Source organism: Pseudomonas sp. D2002 (assembly GCF_013385735.1).
GTDB lineage: Bacteria > Pseudomonadota > Gammaproteobacteria > Pseudomonadales > Pseudomonadaceae > Aquipseudomonas.
Map to the genome: position 1 here is coordinate 206,980 of NZ_JACAPL010000011.1, position 17,833 is coordinate 224,812.

At 63.1% G+C, this 17,833-nt stretch carries 10 protein-coding genes; 3 read left to right on the forward strand and 7 right to left on the reverse strand.

Annotated elements, in window-relative coordinates:
* The first annotated feature begins 101 nt into the window (after positions 1–101).
* Together HX783_RS22230 and HX783_RS22235 are read left to right on the forward strand one after the other, a co-directional pair.
* A complete protein-coding gene (locus tag HX783_RS22230; RefSeq protein ID WP_159961509.1) occupies positions 102–1,034 on the forward strand; it encodes a LysR family transcriptional regulator in 933 nt (310 codons plus the stop codon).
* A 126-nt stretch (positions 1,035–1,160) separates the two neighbouring features.
* The gene (locus HX783_RS22235; RefSeq protein WP_177018250.1) at positions 1,161–1,415 is read left to right on the forward strand and encodes a type II toxin-antitoxin system prevent-host-death family antitoxin; all 255 of its coding nucleotides are present in this window, start codon (positions 1,161–1,163) and stop codon (positions 1,413–1,415) included.
* Between the two features lie 12 nt (positions 1,416–1,427).
* Here the strand turns inward: HX783_RS22235 and HX783_RS22240 are convergent, their stop codons facing one another.
* The 3 genes from HX783_RS22240 to HX783_RS22250 form a co-directional block, all read right to left on the reverse strand.
* On the reverse strand, positions 1,428–2,747 hold the full coding sequence (locus tag HX783_RS22240) for an Nramp family divalent metal transporter (RefSeq protein ID WP_177018251.1): 1,320 nt from the start codon (positions 2,745–2,747) through the stop codon (positions 1,428–1,430).
* A gap of 41 nt (positions 2,748–2,788) precedes the next feature.
* Complete coding sequence (locus HX783_RS22245; protein WP_177018252.1) at positions 2,789–4,342, reverse strand: DUF726 domain-containing protein; 1,554 nt, start codon at positions 4,340–4,342, stop codon at positions 2,789–2,791.
* Positions 4,343–4,429: 87 nt separating this feature from the next.
* The gene (locus tag HX783_RS22250) at positions 4,430–5,212 is read right to left on the reverse strand and encodes a helix-turn-helix domain-containing protein (RefSeq protein WP_177018253.1); all 783 of its coding nucleotides are present in this window, start codon (positions 5,210–5,212) and stop codon (positions 4,430–4,432) included.
* A gap of 99 nt (positions 5,213–5,311) precedes the next feature.
* On the opposite strand from HX783_RS22250, the gene HX783_RS22255 reads away from it, so the two are divergent.
* The gene (locus HX783_RS22255) at positions 5,312–6,178 is read left to right on the forward strand and encodes an EamA family transporter (protein WP_177018254.1); all 867 of its coding nucleotides are present in this window, start codon (positions 5,312–5,314) and stop codon (positions 6,176–6,178) included.
* Here HX783_RS22255 and HX783_RS22260 read toward each other — a convergent pair.
* From HX783_RS22260 to HX783_RS22275, 4 genes are all read right to left on the reverse strand, one after another.
* Positions 6,126–6,371, reverse strand: coding sequence for a hypothetical protein (locus HX783_RS22260; RefSeq protein WP_256347241.1), 246 nt, complete (start codon positions 6,369–6,371; stop codon positions 6,126–6,128). The genes HX783_RS22255 and HX783_RS22260 overlap by 53 nt on opposite strands.
* A 7-nt stretch (positions 6,372–6,378) precedes the next feature.
* Positions 6,379–6,684: an XRE family transcriptional regulator gene (locus tag HX783_RS22265; protein WP_159957410.1), complete on the reverse strand. Its 306-nt coding sequence runs from the start codon at positions 6,682–6,684 to the stop codon at positions 6,379–6,381.
* Positions 6,677–7,042 carry a type II toxin-antitoxin system RelE/ParE family toxin gene (locus HX783_RS22270; RefSeq protein ID WP_177018255.1) on the reverse strand — a complete coding sequence of 122 codons (366 nt, stop codon included), beginning with the start codon at positions 7,040–7,042 and terminating at the stop codon, positions 6,677–6,679. The genes HX783_RS22265 and HX783_RS22270 overlap by 8 nt, the downstream gene beginning before the upstream one ends.
* A gap of 204 nt (positions 7,043–7,246) precedes the next feature.
* Positions 7,247–17,743, reverse strand: a complete 10,497-nt coding sequence (locus HX783_RS22275) for an autotransporter-associated beta strand repeat-containing protein (protein ID WP_371317702.1) — start codon at positions 17,741–17,743, stop codon at positions 7,247–7,249.
* Between the last annotated feature and the right edge of the window lie 90 nt (positions 17,744–17,833).

The following is a 17,833-nucleotide window of genomic DNA, read 5'->3' on the forward strand; positions in this document are numbered from 1 at the left end:
AAGAAATGAACATGGCGCGCATTATCCGGTGGCCGTGCTGTGCAATAAATGGGAGCATGCGGATAACACCTTTGCGCATTACGCACAGCTTGGAGGCCATGATGCAGGGCTTGAATGAATTGAGTTTCAAGGCATTGCGCCTGTTTGTTGCGGTGTTGGACCACGGCAGTTTTTCCGAAGTGGCGCGCCGCGAGAGCCTGGCGCCCTCTTCTATTTCCCGGCAGATTCAGTTGATGGAGCAGGCGCTCGGCCAACAGTTGCTCTACCGCCACACCCGTGCCGTCAGCCCCACCGAGGCCGGGCGCCTGCTCGGGCACCATGCGCGGTTGATGCTGGAACAATTGGAAACCGCCGGCCAAGCCCTGCAGGAACAGGAAAGCGAACCCAGCGGCCTGGTGCGCATCAACGCACCGATGGTGTTCGGCCAGCGCCACCTTTCACCGTGGCTGGGCGAGTTGTGCCGCCGCTATCCAAAGTTGCAACTGGATATCCAGCAAACCGACACCTACGTCGACCCACTACAAGACGGCACCGACCTGCTGTTTCGGATCGGCGTGCTCAACGATTCCGGCATGCAGGCACGCATCTTCGCGCCGCAACGCTTTCGCCTCGCCGCCAGCCCTGCCTACCTGGCCCGGCATGGCACACCGCGCCACCCCGACGAGCTGGTTAACCACCAATGCCTGGCCTACAAAGGCATCACCGGCCAGCAACGCTGGTTCTTCCGCCGCGACCAGGGCGACTGGACGCCCTACAGCGTCAAAGGCCCGATCACCGGCAACCACGCCGACACCCTCACCCACGCCGCCGAGCAAGGCCTGGGGTTGGTGGTGTTTCCGTCCTGGCTGATCGGCGAAGGCTTGCGCGCAGGCACCTTGCAGGCGGTGCTGACCGAGTACGACGTGGCGACGACGTTGGAGCCGCAGCAGATTGCGGCGTTATGGCCAGGCAGCCGACGGCTGTCGCTGAAGGTGCGCACGGTGATTGATTACTTTGTGGAGTGTTTTGGGGCGGTGCCGTATTGGGATCGGTGAGCTGGCCGGGGTTAGAGGTAAAAATTCCTCGGCGAAAAAGTAGGCTTGTTCTGATTTTGCGGGCCAGCATTCCCCGGCACAGTATGCTGCGCCAGACTCTGGTCACTTCCGTACAGGAGAGACACCATGAAGTCACCGCGCACCGCAATCCCTGTCTCGTCGGACCAGGCCAGCGCCGATCTTTCAAAGCGGTTTCATCAAGCCAGTACCGGCCAAACCATCGTTATTACCGAGGATGGATGTGCCCTTGCCCGGCCTGCGCCAGCCGGGCAATTTCACGGGAAGCGAATCGGTTCCATGAAAGGAAAACTGGTTATTCCGGACGACCTGGATGCGCCACTGCCTGACGAGTTGCTGAACGCGTTTGAGGCAGGCTTATGAACAGAACTCTGATCAGAACAACCACTGCCCAATCAACCACGCATTCGCCCCACTGATCAGCGCAAACAGAAACCACGCCAATAACCGCGTGGGCAGGCGGTTAACAAACGGCCCCATCAATTGCTTGTCATCGGTCATGCGAATCAGCGGATACAGCGCGAACGGCAACTGCAGGCTGAGCACCACCTGGCTGAGAATCAGCAACTTGCCGATAGCATCGTCGCCCATCAGCCACACCCCGAGAAATGCCGGGATCAGTGCCAGGCCGCGGGTGATCAGGCGTCGCTGCCAGCAAGGGATACGCAGGTTGAGATAACCCTCCATGATCACTTGCCCGGCGATAGTGCCGGTAAACGTCGAGCTTTGCCCCGAGGCCAGCAACGCGACGCCGAACAGGATACTGGCGAACGCCCCGCCCACCAGTGGGTCAAGCAGGTGGTAGGCATCCTGGATCTCAACCACGTCGGTGTGGCCGGTCTTGTAGAAAGCGGCGGCGGCCAGCACCAGGATCGCGGCATTGACCAGCAAGGCCAGGGCCAGCGAGCCGATGGTGTCGATGCGCGCCAGTTTGACCGCGTCCTGCTTGCTGGCGAGGTCTTTGCCGATCAGGCGGGTTTGCACAATCGAAGTGTGCAGGTAGAGGTTATGCGGCATGACGGTGGCACCGAGGATGCCGATGGCCAGGTACAACGGCGCCGCATCGCTGATGGCCGACAGTGACGGGGTAAAACCACTCAATACGTCTGGCCAGTAGGGTTTGATCAGCACCAGCTCGATAAAGAAGCACACGCCGATGGTTGCGACCAGCGCCAGCATGATCGCCTCAAGGCGACGGAAGCCGCGGTTTTGCAAGGCCAGGATCAACAGTGTGTCAAAGGCGGTGATGACAATGCCGGTGGTCAGCGACACACCGAGCAACAGGTGAAACGCCAGGGCGCAGCCGAGCACTTCGGCAAGGTCGGTGGCGATGATCGAGATTTCCGCCAGCAGCCATTGCGTGCGCGCGGAGCGTTTGCTGTAGCGCTCACGGCACAGTTGCGCCAGGTCTTTGCCGGTGGCGATGCCCAGCCGTGAACACAGGCACTGCACCGCCATGCCCGCCAGGCTGGCCAACAGCACCACGAATAACAGGCTGTAGCCGTAGCGTGAACCGGCCTCGATGGCCGTGGCCCAGTTGCCGGGGTCCATGTAGCCGATGGAGATCAACAGGCCGGGGCCGGCGAACATCAGCGCCCGTTTGAAAAACGACGCCTTGGGGTCAACGATCACGGAACCCGCCACTTCCGGCGGGCAGAACGGGGCGGTAGCGATTTTCGGCAGGCTGAATTTCACGCGGTATCCCAGGCAAACACACAAGTCAGAGCCGCAGCTTATCAGTCCGACGTGACCGTGCGCATCACCGTCTCCCGGGGCAGGTCAAAGGTGTCGACCACTTGCACCACCAGGTCCAGCTCCTGGTTCAGCGCCTCGCGTTCCATGCGCTGGCGAATCATGCCGATCATCAACACCGACAAGGTGGTAATCGAGTACGCCGGGCCGGAGAACGCCCGCACACCAGTGACGAGCAACATTGCCGCCGCCAATGCCTGGCCCACCACCGGAATCGCCGAGGCGGCGCCACGGCGTACGATAAAACCGGTAAACCCCGCCAACGCCGTGCCGCTCAAGGCGGTGGTGGCCGAGCGGCTGATATCGATACGGTTGAACACGCCCTGCTCTTTTTGCGCGGCGGCCTTGAGTTCGGCGTCGAAGGCCTGCCGGTCAGCGCGGCTGAGTTTGTCTTTGTATTGCTCGATCAACTTCTCGGCAACCTGCGCCTCAATGTCCGCCAGTGCCACGGTTTCAACCGGTTCATCGAACTTGATCCCCAACCGCTGCGCGACATCTTCGGCGATCTGGCGGTAACTCACGCCGTGGCCACGGGCAACGTTCATAAAGCTGTCACCGCCCATGCGTTGCAACTCAATGGCCAGCTTCAGCGGCTCACGCACGCTGGCATCGATTGACGCACTGCGCTTTTGCGCCATCAATTCGGCGAGGAACTTCAGCTCGTCGGGCCGTGCGTGCAGCAATGCCGGGAACAGTTCCCCGTCCTCTTCGGCAAAGCGCACTTCGCTGCTGCGTTGATCGGCGCGGATCATGCCGCGCCGCTCCTGCAACAGGTCAGTGTACTGCACCACGGTCTTGAGCTGCGGCCAATACGCCGCATGGTCGAAAGTGGCCAGGTGCACATTGGTGACCTTGGCCTTGAGCGCAGGCGTGACCTCAATGGCATAACGGCCGATGCAGCGCTCGGTATCCGGTTTCATCGCCAGTGCCCAGTCCTTGCTGGAATGGCAATTGATCACCCGGCCCTTGAGCGGCGCCGACACTTGATCCCACGGGCTCGACGTACAGATCGCCCCGCCCATCAGCAACAGGTTGTTCAACGGCAGTTCACGCGCGACCTCGGGGCTGGCCAGCACACTCTTGACCAGAATGCGTGCGCCGAGGGAATGGCCAATCAGGTTGATGCGCCGTACCGCCAGCGACTCGGCGTGCAGGTAGCTGGCCAGCTCGGGCAACAGGGTCTTGGCCACTTCGTCGACCCGCGCCTCGACACTTTTGTAATGGTCGAGGAAATAGGCAATCGCCTTGCCCACGCCCACCGTCGCCGCACCCAGGCCACCACCGCCGAGCATCGAGGTGATGACGTCTTTGAACGGCGCAAACAGGTTTTCCAGGAAATGCCCCGCCGGCCAGAACAGCATCAGGTTGGTCGAGCCTTCGATGCTCGCCAGCTGTTGCTTGAAATTGCCCAGTTGCTGACGGTTGAAGAACGCCGAATAACCGTGAACGTAGAGATTGAGCACATCCCCCTGGGGCTCGCCGCACTGTACAAAGGTGGGCTTGCGGGTGCGGTGCATTTCATCCCACTGGTGTTGCATGGGCCGGTGACTCCTGGTGACGATGGACGGCGATAGTAACAAAGCATGACGTTGACGAAGGTGAATCCTGACCGACGTGTGCAGTTATCAGAACAGGGATGCCGCTTTGGATTTGGCCAGGTAGCGCGCCGGGGAATCACCGAGGTTGCGTCGAAACACCGAGGTAAAGGCGCTGGAACTGCTGAAACCCAGCGCAAATGCGACCTCGGTGATCGACGCACCTTGGCTGAGCTGCGCCGTGGCTTCGAGCAAGCAAACCTGCTGGCGCCAGGCCACGAATGTCATGCCGGTGCTGTCGTTAAAATGACGCGTGAAGGTCCGTCGACTCATGTTCGACCACTCGGCCATTTCATCCAGGGAGACGGTTTGCGAGGGCGCATCCAGAAAACGCTGGCAAGCGCGGGCCAGACGCGGCTCGGCTGGCAAAGGCGCACTGAGGGGCAATGCCGGCAGCGTGCCAATTTCATCGATCAGCAGCGTCAATACGCAGTGCCGGCGGACACTCGACGCCGCCGCTGGCTCGATCGCCAGCGCCGCTTCCAGCAAATGCCTGAGCAGCGGCGACACCTCGAATGCCTGGCAACCCTGCCCCAGCCCTGCTCGCTCAGCCGCTTGAGCATCGAGGTAGGTATTGAGCATGAGCACATCGCCGCGCATGTGCATTTCATGGGGCACGCCGCCCGGCACCCAAATCGCCCGTTGCGGGGGCACCACCCAATTGCCCAGGTCGGTAAACATTTTCAGCGCGCCGGTGGCGGCGTAGGCAAATTGGCCGCGCGGGTGTGTATGCCGCGCGAACACGGTGCCGGAGGGGTATTTACGCAAAGTAACCAGCGCTTCGGGGTCGTTGTCGTCAAAGGTCTTAATCATGGCCCGATATTGTCAAAGGATGACCTGGCATAGCAAGCGGGCCATCGCCCGGCGCCCTAGCATTCACGCCTTTAATGAAACCTGCTCAAAGGAACGTCCATGCAGAAGAAACACTTGGCGCTTGCCCTGTTGGTCACCTTGGTCTGGGGCCTGAACTTTCCCATCACCAAGCTGGGCCTGCGCTCAATCGACCCATTTGCGCTCACCGGCATCCGCTTTGCTTTGGCCGCCCTGCCGCTGGTGTTCGTGATCAAGCGCCCCGTCGTCCCATTCCGCTATGTGGCCGCTTACGGCGTGATCTTCGGGCTGGGCATGTGGGGCGTGATCAACTACGGCATTCATATCGGTGTCAGCCCGGGAATCGCCTCGCTGATTATTCAACTCAGCGTGTTCTTCACGCTCGGCTGGGGCTACCTGCTGTTCAAGGAAAAAATCCGTGCCGCACAGTGGGTCGGCGCTGTTCTCGCGCTGATTGGCCTGGCGGGCATCATCGCCGGCCAGACCGGCGAGCACGCAGTACTCGGGGTTTTATTCATTGTGTTCAGTGCCCTGGCATGGAGTGTCGGCAACGTCATCATCAAGGCATCCGGGGTGAAGGAAATCTTTTCGTTCATGGTATGGGCCAGCTTGTTTCCGCCGATACCACTGTTCCTCATGGCGTGGTGGCTGCACGGCAACGCCGCCTTCGCTGACTTGCCCGAGCGCCTTGACCTGACCGTCGTGTTGTCGATCCTGTTTCAGGTTTACCTGGCGACACACTTTGCCTACTGGGGCTGGAACACGCTGCTCAAGGCCTACCCCGTGTCGACCGTGGCGCCGCTGTCGCTGTTGATTCCGGTATTTGGAATTGCCAGTTCGATGCTGATGCTGGACGAGCACGTGTCCCTAACGAACCTGATCGCGATTGTTGTGATTATTGTCGGCTTGGCCGTCGGGCTTTATCGCAATCCCACAAGGCGGCCGTGATATCCGGGTACTCGCGATGGAAATCCACCAGCGCCGAAATCAACCGGCAATTGGCAAACGAGGCCGACACACCCACCCGCAAGTGCCCGCCCGGCTTGAGGATTTGCCCGCGTGCGGCGCTGTCCACTTTATCCAGTTCCGCCACCAGGCGCCGGGCACGGACAAAGGCGCGCATGGCGAGGCGTTGGTTCATTCAAGCCTTAACAAGCGAAGTTGTCGATCTTGACCTGGCCATCCGGAAACGTCGCGATAATTTCCAACTCGCCGCCCATGGCACGGATGTAGTCGCGCAACGTACTGATGTACATGTCGGTGCGACGCTCCATCTTGGAAACCGCCGCCTGGTTGATATTCAACGCCTTGGCCAGGCTCTCCTGGCTCAACTGTTGAGCCTTGCGCAACTCGTGCAGCGGCATTTCTTGCAGATGCTGGCGGAACAGTTGCTCGGCCTCGGCCCGCGACTCGGGCGTCATGCGGGCTTGAAGTTCAGCGAATTTTTTAGCCATGGTGACGGCCCTCTTTGCGCAGTGTTTCCAAATGTATGTCGTACAACTTTTCTGCCACAGGAACGTGTTCCTCGTACCACCGCTGCTGTGCGGTTTTATCACCGCCAATCAGCAGTACGGCGCAGCGCCTGGGATCAAAGGCATACAGCACTCGATAAGGCCGCCCCGCGTGCTGGATGCGCAGCTCTCGCAAGTTGCCATGCCGGGAGCCTCTGATATCGCTGCTGTGGGGGAAGCGCAGACCCGGCCCGAAAAGCCCCAGCAGATCAACGCTGGCAGACACCGAGGACTGCTCCTTTGCATCCAGGCCGCCCCACCAGTCTCCGAATTCATCCGTATATTCAATGTCCCAGACCATGCAAATATGCCACCTATGGAATATAAACTCAAGGGCATAACTCTAGGACTTCAAATACCGGTGAGCCAGTCGGGTTCCATCGGAAATTGTATGTACATTCTTCCGCGCAACAATCCCGGCGCATCCAGCAACCGCCGTACAATTCAAGAAATACTTGCGCAAAAAAAACCGCCCTTTCAGGCGGTTAAAGGTGCTCGGCCTTGATCAGAAACCGAGGGAGAAACTGATCGTCATCGCGTGGTCCTTGTCATTGCGCGACAACTGCCCCGAATAGCCCAGGCCCAGTCTGCCGTTCTGGCTGATCTGGTAATCCACGCCCGCTTCCACCACCGCGCTGTCCTTGGCGATCGGCACACCCTGGGTGCTGAACGAAGCGCCGCCGTTGATGAAGCTCAGGTCGGCATCCGGCTTGGTGTCGCCAAACGCATGCCGCCAACCGAGGCTGCCGCGTGGGGTGATTTTCGAGCCGTTGCCCAGGGTGATGGTCTGGCCGATGCGCACGCCCAGGGTCGAGAAGGTCACGTCCTGGTCGGCATCGCCGCGCAGGGCCGCCGAACCGCCTTTCTCCTTGATCGTGTCGCTGTCGTAGTTGACGTAGGCCAGGCCGGCGAACGGTTCGACCGCGACGCTGCCGGTGGTGAGGGTATAACCGACTTCACCGAACACTTGTGCGCTGCGGGCCTTGTAGTCGGCTTTGAGGCGTTGGCCTTCGCCGCCCACCGCCACGTCGCGTTTGCTTTCGATGTCATGCCAGCTGTACGCCACACCCATGCGCGCGGCGAAGGCTTCTTGCTGGTACGCGGTGTAGGCCATCAGGTGGTAGCTGTCGACGTCGGCACTGGAGCTGCGGCGCTTGGCGTCCAGGTCGCTGCGGGTGTAGCCGGCGGCCACGCCGACGCGCCAGGCGTCATCCACTTGTTTGTCGGTGCCGAGCAGGAAGCCGCCGAGGTTGCGGTCCAGCTTGGCGGTGTTGCTGTCGCCGCCCATGTGGCCCCAGGTGCCGAGTACGCGCATCCAGCCGACCATCTCGCCGTGGCAACCGGCGCTGCTCAGGCGGTTTTCACTTGGTGCCAGGCTGTTGCGTGGGTCGTCCTCGCGGTAGCAGCCGGGTTGGCGCAGGCGCTCGTTGACCGCGTCACGGATGTAACGCGAATCTTCAAGTATCGCGCTGGCGGTGCTGGCGTGAATTTCGCCGGACAAGCTGTCGAACGCGGCACGCGCCCCGGCCGCATCAGCGTTGAGCAGCGCATTCTGCACCGCCACCCCGCCCACTGCGGCCCCACTGCCCAATGCCGCCGCCACGCCACGCTGGTTACGCGTGGCCGCCACGCTGGCGTAGCTGACGTTGTTACGGCTGACCGCCAACGCCACCTGCGTCGGGCTGTAGTTCAACGACGTGCTGAGGAACGCCAGGTTCTCCAGGTTGGTATTACTGAAGGTGCCGTTCACCGCGCCCGCCGTCAGCAGTGTGTAGGTGGTCGGGCCGGCATACGGCGCCAGGTTGATCACATTCAAAGTGCCGCCCAGGTTGGCGGTGCCTCCGACCGCCAGGGCACCGGTTACCGACGGTGTGATGACCAGGTTCAGCGCACCCGTGCTGGCGTTGGTGAAGTTACCGGCCACCGTCAGTTTGCCGCCATCGGGGGTGACGCTGCCGTTGTTGACCAGCGAACCGACACTGCCGTTGCCGGTCAGGCCTGCGCCGTTGGCCACCGCCACCTGCCCGCCCAGCACCGTGCCGGGGTTGGCCGCATTGCCGACTTGCAACACACCTTGGTCGACGGCCACGGTGCCGCTGAATGGCTGGTTGCCGGTCAGCAACAGCGCGCCTGTGCCCTGCTTGGTGAGTGCGCCGGTGCCGGCGAGGCTGCCGTTGAAAATGCCATTGGTGTTCTGCACAAACAGCATGCGCGCATTGTTCAGGAACCGGCCTTGCAGGCTCAGCGCGTTACCGGCCAGCGTACCGCCGCTGACGGTGGTGCCGCCGCTGTAAGTATTGGCGCCGGTCAGCACCAAGGTGCCCGCATCGAGTTTGTCGATTGCGCCTGCGCCCACGATCGGCGCGGCAATTTCTGTGGTCACGCCCGAGTTGATGCGCACCGCCGCCGTGCCAGTCGGCGTCAGCGTACCGCCTGCACCCGCCGTCAGTGTGTAGCCAGGGTCAAGCACTTGCAGGCCGGTGAAACTTTGGTTGCCAACCACGGTGACGGTGCCGCCCTGCCCCGCGAACACGGCAAACTGGTTGGTCGACGCCTGGCCTTGGGTGCCGGTCGGGTCGGTCCAGTTGGTGCCTGGGCCCCAGGTGCCGCTGCCGCCGGTGATGGTGCCATCCGGGTTGGTGACGCCGCCATTCCAGAACTGGATTTGCCCCGGCGTGGTTTGCACCAGCAGGTTGAGCTGGTTGGCCAACGCGGTTTGCAGGGTGACGTTGCCCAGGCCGACGGGCAGTGAACCGACCGTCAGGCCGTTGTCGGTCAAGCTGCCGCCGTAGCGGAACAGTTGGTAAACACCGATGCCGAAGCCGCCCGCGTCCGTGACATTGAGCGTGCCGTCCAGGGTCAGGTTGCCCGCCACATTCACTGCCGTGGTGGACGCGCCCGGTGCGCCAAGGGCGAAGTCCAGGCTGGTGCCCGACGACAACGCCAGCGAACCCACCGACAGCGGCGTCGCGGAGCCGGCCTTGAGGATGGCGCCATCGGCCATGTTCACTGCACCGCCCAAGGTGCCGCTGCCGCCAAGGGTCGCGCCATTGGCCACTTGGACTGTCGCACTGTTCAACGTGCCGTTGACCAGCAGACTGCCGGCGTTGACGTTGGTGTTGCCGGTGAAGGTGTTGTTGCCGCTCAGCAGCAATTCGCCGGTGCCGGTTTTATTCAGCACGCCTGCGCCGGTCAGGTTGCCGGTGTAAGCGCCGTCTGCGGCCTGCTCAAAGGTCAGGGTCGCATTGTTGGCAATCGCGCCTTGCAGGCTGGAGGTGTTGCCGGTGGTGGTGCCGCCGTTGAGGGTGGTGCCGCCGCTGTAGGTGTTGGCGCCGGTCAGCAACAGCGCGCCGTTGCCATTTTTCACCAGGCCGCCGGTGCCGCTGACCACGCCATTGAGCGCCAGGTCATGGCTGCCGGCCAAGGTCAGCGGGCCGCCAAGGTTGATGGCATTGGCCAGTTGCAGGTCGGTGCTGCCGTCCAGTTGGGCGGCGCCGCCTACGCTGAGCGCACCGGTGCCCAGGGCAGCGTTGTTGCCGAGGATCAATTGACCGGCGTTCAAGCCCGTGCCGCCGCTGTAGGTATTGGCGCCGTTGAGGGTCAAGGTCGATGGGCCTTTTTTCAACAGGCTGCCGGTGCCGCTGATGCCGCCGTTAAGTGTCAGCGCGCTGCTGCCACCGATAGTCAACGCACCATTGAGTACCGTGGCGTTGACCAATGAGACGGAGCCGTTGCTGTCCAGGGTGGTGCCGTCGGCCGCGGTCAGCACGCCCATACCGAGTGCACTGTTGCTGCCGACCACCAAGGTGCCGCCATTCAGGGCGGTGCCGCCGGTGTAGGTGTTGTTGCCGTTGAGCACCAGGGTGCCGCTGTCGAGTTTGGCCAGGGTGCCGGTGCCGGCGAGCTTTACGCCCAGGGTGGCGGTGGCGTTCGGGTCGACACGGATCGCGGTGTTGCCGGTGCCGCCATTCACCTGGTTAAGCACGCCCGACGTGCCGGAAGCAAGGTTATAGCCATCGGTGACGAACTGCAGGCCGGTGATGTTTTGCGTACCGTCCACGCTCACCGTGCCGGCCGCGCCCTGGAACACGGCGAAACTGCTGGCCCAGCTCTGGTTGAGGCTGCCGTCGACGTTGGTCCAGTTGGTGAGGCCGCTGCCCCAGGTGCCGCTGCCGCCGTCGATGGCACCGTTGCCGAGCAGGTTGGCGCCGTCCCAGAATTGCACGGTGGTGTTGGGCGCCGTCACCAGCAGGTTGACCTTGTTGCTGATCGCGGTCTGCACCTGCAGGTCGCCTGGCGTGACACTGCCTGGCAGGGTGCCGAGGGTCAGGCCGTTGTCGGTCAACGCGCCGCCGTAGTTGATGAGGTTATAGACGCCACTGCCAAAGCCGCCGATATCGGTGACATTGAGGTTGCCGTCCAGGGTCAGGTCGCCGCCGACGTTCAGCAACCCGCTGCCACCGCCGACCACGGGCGCGCCGAGGCCGACGTCCAGGTTGGAATTGCCGCCCAGCACCAGCGAACCCAGCGACAATGTGCTGCCGGAAGCCAGGCCGATATGCCCACCGTCGGCCACTGTCACCGCGCCCGCCAGGGAGCCGCTGCCGGTCAAGGTCGCACCGTTATTCACCGCCACGGTGCCGCTGGCCAGCGAGCCGCTGACATTCAAGGTGCCGCCGTTGACGTTGGCGGCGCCGCTGATGCCACTGACACCACTGAGGTTGAGCACACCGCTGCCGTTTTTATCCAGGTTGCCGGCGCCGTTCAGCGCACCGTCAAAGGTGTTGTTGAGGTTGCTGCCGCCCACCGCCAGCGTACTGCCGCCCGCTACCTGGACCACGCCATTACCCGCCAGCGTATTGAGGTTGGCGTTGCCGCCCAGGTTGAGGCTGGCGCCCGTGCCCACGGTGACGCCGGAGGTATTGCCGAGCGCATTATTGCCCAAGGTGGTCAGGCTACCGCCCAGCACGCTCAATGGGCCGGTGAAGGTATTGGTGCCACTGAGCAGCAGGTCCGCTGCGCCGTTCTTGATCAGCGCCGCGTTGCCGGCGAGCACGCCGGTCAAGGTCAGGTCATTGTTGCCGGCCACACTCAGGTCGCCGTTGAGGTTGACGGCATTGTTCAGTGTCGCTTGAACACTGTTGTCGAGCGTGGCGGCGCCGCCGACGGTCAGCGCGCCCGAGCCCAGCGCGCTGGCGGTGCCCAGGGTCAGCGTGCCGGCGTTCAGCGTCGTCCCGCCGCTGTAGGTATTGAGGCCATTGAGGGTCAGGGTGGCCGCGCCGTTTTTAGTCAGGCCACCGGCGCCGTTGACGACACCGGTCAGGGTCAAGTCGTTATTGCCGGCATACGCCAGGTTGGCGTTCAACACCAGGTTGTTACCCACGTTCAGCAAGGTGGTGTTGTCCAACGTCGACGTACCGCCGACCGTGAGGCTGCCCAGGCCCAACGCCGAATTACTGCCCAGGGTCAGTGTGCCGGCGTTCAATGTGATGCCGCCGAGAAAGGCATTCGGACCGCTGAGGATCAGGTTGGCCGCGCCATTTTTGCTGAGGCTGCCGGCGCCATTGATCGCGCCGCCCAGCGCCAGGTCGGCGGTGCCGCCAATGCCCAGGTTGCCCGCCAGGTTGACTGCGTTAGTGGTGCTGACGCTGCTGCTGGCGTCCAGCGTGGTGCCGTTCGCCGCATTCAACGCAGCATTGCCCAACGCCGTATTGCTCGCCAGGATCAGCCCACCTGCGTTCAAGGCCACGGGGCCGAGGAAGCTGTTATTGCCGCCCAGCGTCAGGTTGGCCGCGCCGTTTTTGATCAGCCCGCCGGTGCCGCCAATCGCACCATTGAGGGTCAGCGCATTGCTGCCCGCGACCGTCAGGTTGCCGTTCAGTGTGACGCCATTGCCCAGCGTAGTCGCGGTAACGCTGTCGAGGGTGGTACCCGCTGCGGCCGTCAGTTGGCCGGTGCCCAGGGCCGTGTTGCTGCCCACCACCAGCGTGCCGCCATTGAGCAAAGTGCCGCCGGTGTAGGTATTGGCGCCACTGAGTAGCAAGGTGCCGGTGTCCAGTTTGGCCAAGGTGCCCGTGCCGTCGATATTCACGCCGATGGCCGCCGTGGCGCCCGGATCGACACGCAGCGCCACGTTGCCACCAGTACCGTTGACCGCGGTCAATTGCCCGGCCGCGCCGTTGACGAGGTTATAGCCGTCGGTAACGAACTGCATACCGGTAAAGGTTTGCGTGCCGTTCACAGTGACGGTGCCCGCCGCGCCCTGGAACACTGCGAAATCGCTGGTCCAGGGTTGATTGACCAAGCCGTTGGCATCGGTCCAGTTGGTCCCCACGCTGTTCCACGTGCCGCTGCCGCCATTCACCACGCCATTGGCGATGGTCTGGCTGCCGTCCCAATAACGCAGCGCGGCATTGGGAGCCGAGACTTCGATGTTGATCTGGTTCGCCACGCCGGTCTGCACCACCAGGTCGCCCAGGGCGTAACCCACCGGCACGCCGGCCACATTCAGGCCCAGGTTAGTCAGGGCGCCGGTGTAATTGAACAGGCGGTAGACGCCGACGCCAAACCCACCGGCATCCGTCACGTTCAGGTTGCCGGCGAGCGTCAGGTTACCGCCCACATTAAACAAGGACGTGGTGGACGGTGTGCCCAGGGCCACGTCCACATTGGCACCCGAAACCAATACCAGTGAGCCGGCCGACAAGGTATTGCCGCTGCTCAGCGCCAGGTGCCCGCCATTGTTGATATTCACCTGCCCCAACGCCGCGCCGGTGCCGGTCAGCGTACCGCTGTTGTTGACGTTGAGCTGGGTGCTGGCCAGGGAACCGCTGAGGTTCAAGGTACCGCCATTGATGGCAGTGTTGCCGGTGAGGCCGTTGATACCGGTGAGGTTGAGCGTACCGGTGCCGACTTTGATCAGCCCACCCGTACCGCTGATGCCGCCGTCAAAAGTGCTGGTGCTGTTGTTGGCGCCAACGGTCAGGAGGTTACCGCCGACCGCCACATCACCTGCACCGCTCAAACTGGCGACGTTGGCGTCAACCCCCAACTGCAGGCTGGCGCCCGCACTGACATTGGCGCCAGGGCCGTTGCCCAGGGCGTTGGCGTTCAACAGCGTGAGGCTGCCGGACAGCACATCCACGCCCCCGGTGAAGGTATTGTTGCCAGCCAAGGTCAGGTCAGCCAGGCCAGTTTTGATCAGGTTACCCGCGCCGCTGATCAGGCCATTCAGGCTCAGGTCGTTGTTGCCGGCGATGCTCAGGTCGGCGTTGAGTGCAATCGCATTGCCGATGCCAAAAGACGCGCTGTTGTCCAGCGTCGCCGCGCCGCCGACGGTCAAAGCGCCGCTGCCCAGGCCATTGGCGTTGCCCAGGGTCAAGGTGCCGGCATTCAGTGTGGTGCCGCCGCTGAAGGTGTTGTTGCCGTTAAGCGTCAGGTTGGCCGCGCCGTTCTTGGTCAAGGTGCTGGCGCCGCTGATCAGGCCGCCGAGGGTCAGGCCATTGCTGCCGCCCACGTTCAGGCCGGCATTCAAGGCCAGGTTATTTCCCAGGGTGACGGGCGCGTTGCTGTCCAGGGTGGCCGCGCCGGCAACGATCAGGTTGCCGAGGCCCAGGGCCGTGTTGCTGCCGACGGTCAGGGTGCCCGCATTCAGGGTGGTGTCGCCGAGGAAGCCATTGTTGCCATTGAGGATGAGGTTGGCCGTGCCATTTTTGCTCAGGCCGCCTGCGCCATTCACCCCACCTGCGAGTGTCAGGTCGGCACTACCGCCGATGTTCAGGTTACCGGCAAGGTTTACCGCATTGGCCAAGCTGACCGCCGCATTGGCATCCAACGTGGTGCCCGCCGCGGCATTCAACGCACCGTTGCCCAGCGCGCCCGCAGCGCCGACCACCAGCGTGCCGGCATTCAGCGCGGTGTTGCCCAAATAACTGTTTGCGTGGTTGAGGACCAGGTCGGCCGCGCCACTCTTGACCAAGCCACCGATGCCGGCGATGGCACCGCCCAAGGTCAAGGTGTTGGTGCCCGCAATCGTCAGGTTGCCGCCCAGGTTGATGGTATTGGAAAGGCTTGCCGCCGTACTGGCATCCAGCGTGGTGCCCGCCGATGCGTTTAACGCCCCGGTGCCCAGCGCCGTGTTGGAGCCGACAATCAGCGTGCCGGCGTTAAGCGCGGTGGCGCCGCTGTAGGTGTTGGCGCCACTGAGCGTGAGGCTCGAGGCACCGGTTTTGATCAAACCCGACGCACCACTGATGAGGCCGCCGAGGGTCAGCGCATTGGCGCCGCCTGCGGTCAGGTTGGCGTTGAGGGTGATCGCATTATTCACGGCGAGCGCCGCACTGCTGTTTAGGGTCGCTACGCCGCCCACGGTCAGGGCACCGGTGCCGAGCGCGGCGGCGTTGCCCACTGTGAGGGTGCCGGCGTTCAGGGTGGTGCCGCCCTGGAAGGTGTTGGCACCGCTGAGCACCACACTGGAGGTGCCGTTTTTGATCAAGGCGGCGGCGCCGTCAATCACCCCGTTCAGGCTCAGCGGGTTGGTGCCGGCCAATGTCAGGTTGGCCCCCAGGTTGATGGCATTGGCCAGGTTGATACCGGCACTGTTGTCCAGCGTCGACGCGCCGGTCACGCTCAGCGCGCCGGTGCCCAGGGCCAGATCGTTGCCGACATTCAAGGTGCCGCCGTTGAGCGTGGTGCCGGCAATAAAGCTGTTGGCGCCGCTGAGAATCAAGCTGGCCGCACCGCTCTTGGTCAACCCGCCTGCGCCGCCGATAGCGCCGGTCAAGCCAAGGTTACTGGTGCCGGCAATGTTCAGATTGCCGCTCAGGCTCAGCGCGTTGTTGAGGCTGATCGCAGTGCTGGCATCCAGTGTGGTGTTGTCGGCGGCGGTCAGCGTGCCGGCGCCCAATGCCGCGTTGTTACCCAGAATCAGCGAACCGGCATTCAGGCTGGTGTTGCCGGAGAAGGTGTTGGCACCGCTGAGGGTCAATGCGGCGACCCCGTTTTTGATCAGGCCGCCGGTGCCGGAAATGATGCCATTCAGGCCCAGCGCCTGAGTGCCGCCGAGCGTCAATGCGCCCGTCAGCGCGACGGCGTTGCCGAGGCTGACCGCAGTGCTCGCATCCAAAGATGTGCCCGCTGCGGTATTCAGCGCGCCTGTGCCCAGTGCGGTGTTGGAGCCCACCACCAGGCCACCGGCGTTGAGCGAGGTAATACCGCTGCGGGTGTTGTTGCCGGTTACGGTCAGCAGGCTTGCGCCGGTTTTGATCAAGCCACCGGCACCGGACATCACGCCGCTGAGGGTCAGCGGGTTGGTGCCGGTCAGGGTGAGGTTGCCGGTCAAAACCACGTTATTGTTCAACGCAGGCGCGCCGCTGGCGTCCAGGTTGGCGGCGGCGGCAACCGTCAGCGCGCCGCTGCCCAGGGCATTGCTGCTGCCCAGCACCAAGGTGCCGGCGCCCAGGCTGGTAGCGCCGGTATAGCCGCTGTTATTGCCGCTGAGGGTCAGGCTGCCGCTGCCGGTTTTGCTGATGCCCGCAGCGCCGGTGATTGCGCCCGCGAGGGTCAGGGCGCCGGTGCCGGTGGTGGTCATTGCACCGCCCAGGCTGATCGCGTTGTTCAGGCTGATCGTGCCGGGTGCCGACAGCGATGTCGCACCCGTGAAGTTAATCGTGCCGGTACTCAAGGCCTGGTTGTTGCCCAGTTGCAGCGTGCCGCCGTTGAGCGTGGTGTTGCCGAGGTAGGTGTTGGCGTTTGTCAGCAACAGTTGGCCGCTGCCCACTTTGGTCAAGCCGCCTGTGCCTGAAATCACCCCGGACAAGGTGGTGGCGTTGGTGCCTTGTACGGTGAGGCCGCCAGCGCCGACGGACAACAGGTTAGCGATGTTCAAGCCGGCGTTACTGGCCTGCAGAATACCGCCGTTGGAGGTCAGCACGCCGGAGCCGAACGTCGCATTGTTGTTGAACTGCGCAACCCCGCCGTTGAGCGTGGTGCTGCCGGAGACGACCGGGCCTTGCAGGGTCCAGGTGCCGCTGTTGAGGGTCAGGTTGTTGAAGTTGATATAGGTGGCGCTCGATACCGTGCCAGTACCGGTAGTGCCGCCGCCAACGCCGATCGGGTTCTGCAGGATCAGCGAGTTGGTGCCCCCGGCCCCGCCATCGACTGTGCCCGTAGGGCCAAAGGTCAAATTGATGCCAACCAGCCCGCCCAAGCCCACGCTGACTTGCACACCGTCACCGACGCTGACGCTGGAGCCGGTAATCGCGGTAAACGTGTTGGTACTGCTCGCGCCCATCGACACGCCGCCGGTGATTGCACCGGCGTTGGTAAAGGTGTTGCCCGCGGCGGAGGTTTCGAACGCGACCCGCCCGTTGATAACCCCGGTACTGCTGTTGGTCATGTTGACCTGGGAGCCGCCGTATATGCCCACCACTGGTGTGTCGGCCAGGGTAATGCCGCCCACCGATAAACCGGTGGAGGTAATCGTACCGTTGTTGGTGATGCTGGTGGTGCCGGCCGCCGCGTTATTCACCGCCAGTGCCAGGCCGTCGATGCTCGTCAGGTTGAGCCCGAGCAACATGCCGGTGCCGCGCATGATCCCGCTGGCATTGTTGAGGACGCTGACCGTGCTGGTGGCGCCCGTACCGATAAAGGCCCCGCCGCTCAATACCGACACCAGGCCCAACAGGGCCGGGTCAAGGGTGCCGGAGTTGTTCAAGCTGATGTTTACGCCGGTGAGGTCCATCACATGGCCGCCCAGCGTCGCGTTCATCTGCGCGCCGGAGTTGACGTTGACGGTCAAGCCGTTGGTGGCACTGCTGAAGTTATTCAGAAACAGCGGCAGGGTCGGCACGCCCGTACAGGTCACGGTAGACCCGGCCGTGGAACACGTGGCCAATGCCTCGGGACTTGCCAGGCCCATCATCAACCCCACAATCCCCATGCGAATCGCCATATTCAGCGGGGCAATACGCGACACACCGGCAGCAGCAAGTCTTCTTTCCACGTGACACTCCTTCGTGGTTCAAGCCTTTCATCCATGAATGCGCAGCAGCCCAGCACTAGTGACCCACACGCATCGAATTCGAAATACCTG

Bases quoted from the DNA above. Each gene is read 5' to 3' on its own strand.
- HX783_RS22245 (WP_177018252.1), bottom strand. From the start codon at position 4,342: ATGCAACACCAGTGGGATGAAATGCACCGCACCCGCAAGCCCACCTTT.
- HX783_RS22270 (WP_177018255.1), bottom strand. From the start codon at position 7,042: ATGGTCTGGGACATTGAATATACGGATGAATTCGGAGACTGGTGGGGC.
- HX783_RS22250 (WP_177018253.1), bottom strand. From the start codon at position 5,212: ATGATTAAGACCTTTGACGACAACGACCCCGAAGCGCTGGTTACTTTG.
- HX783_RS22255 (WP_177018254.1), top strand. From the start codon at position 5,312: ATGCAGAAGAAACACTTGGCGCTTGCCCTGTTGGTCACCTTGGTCTGG.
- HX783_RS22235 (WP_177018250.1), top strand. From the start codon at position 1,161: ATGAAGTCACCGCGCACCGCAATCCCTGTCTCGTCGGACCAGGCCAGC.
- HX783_RS22260 (WP_256347241.1), bottom strand. From the start codon at position 6,371: ATGAACCAACGCCTCGCCATGCGCGCCTTTGTCCGTGCCCGGCGCCTG.
- HX783_RS22230 (WP_159961509.1), top strand. From the start codon at position 102: ATGCAGGGCTTGAATGAATTGAGTTTCAAGGCATTGCGCCTGTTTGTT.
- HX783_RS22265 (WP_159957410.1), bottom strand. From the start codon at position 6,684: ATGGCTAAAAAATTCGCTGAACTTCAAGCCCGCATGACGCCCGAGTCG.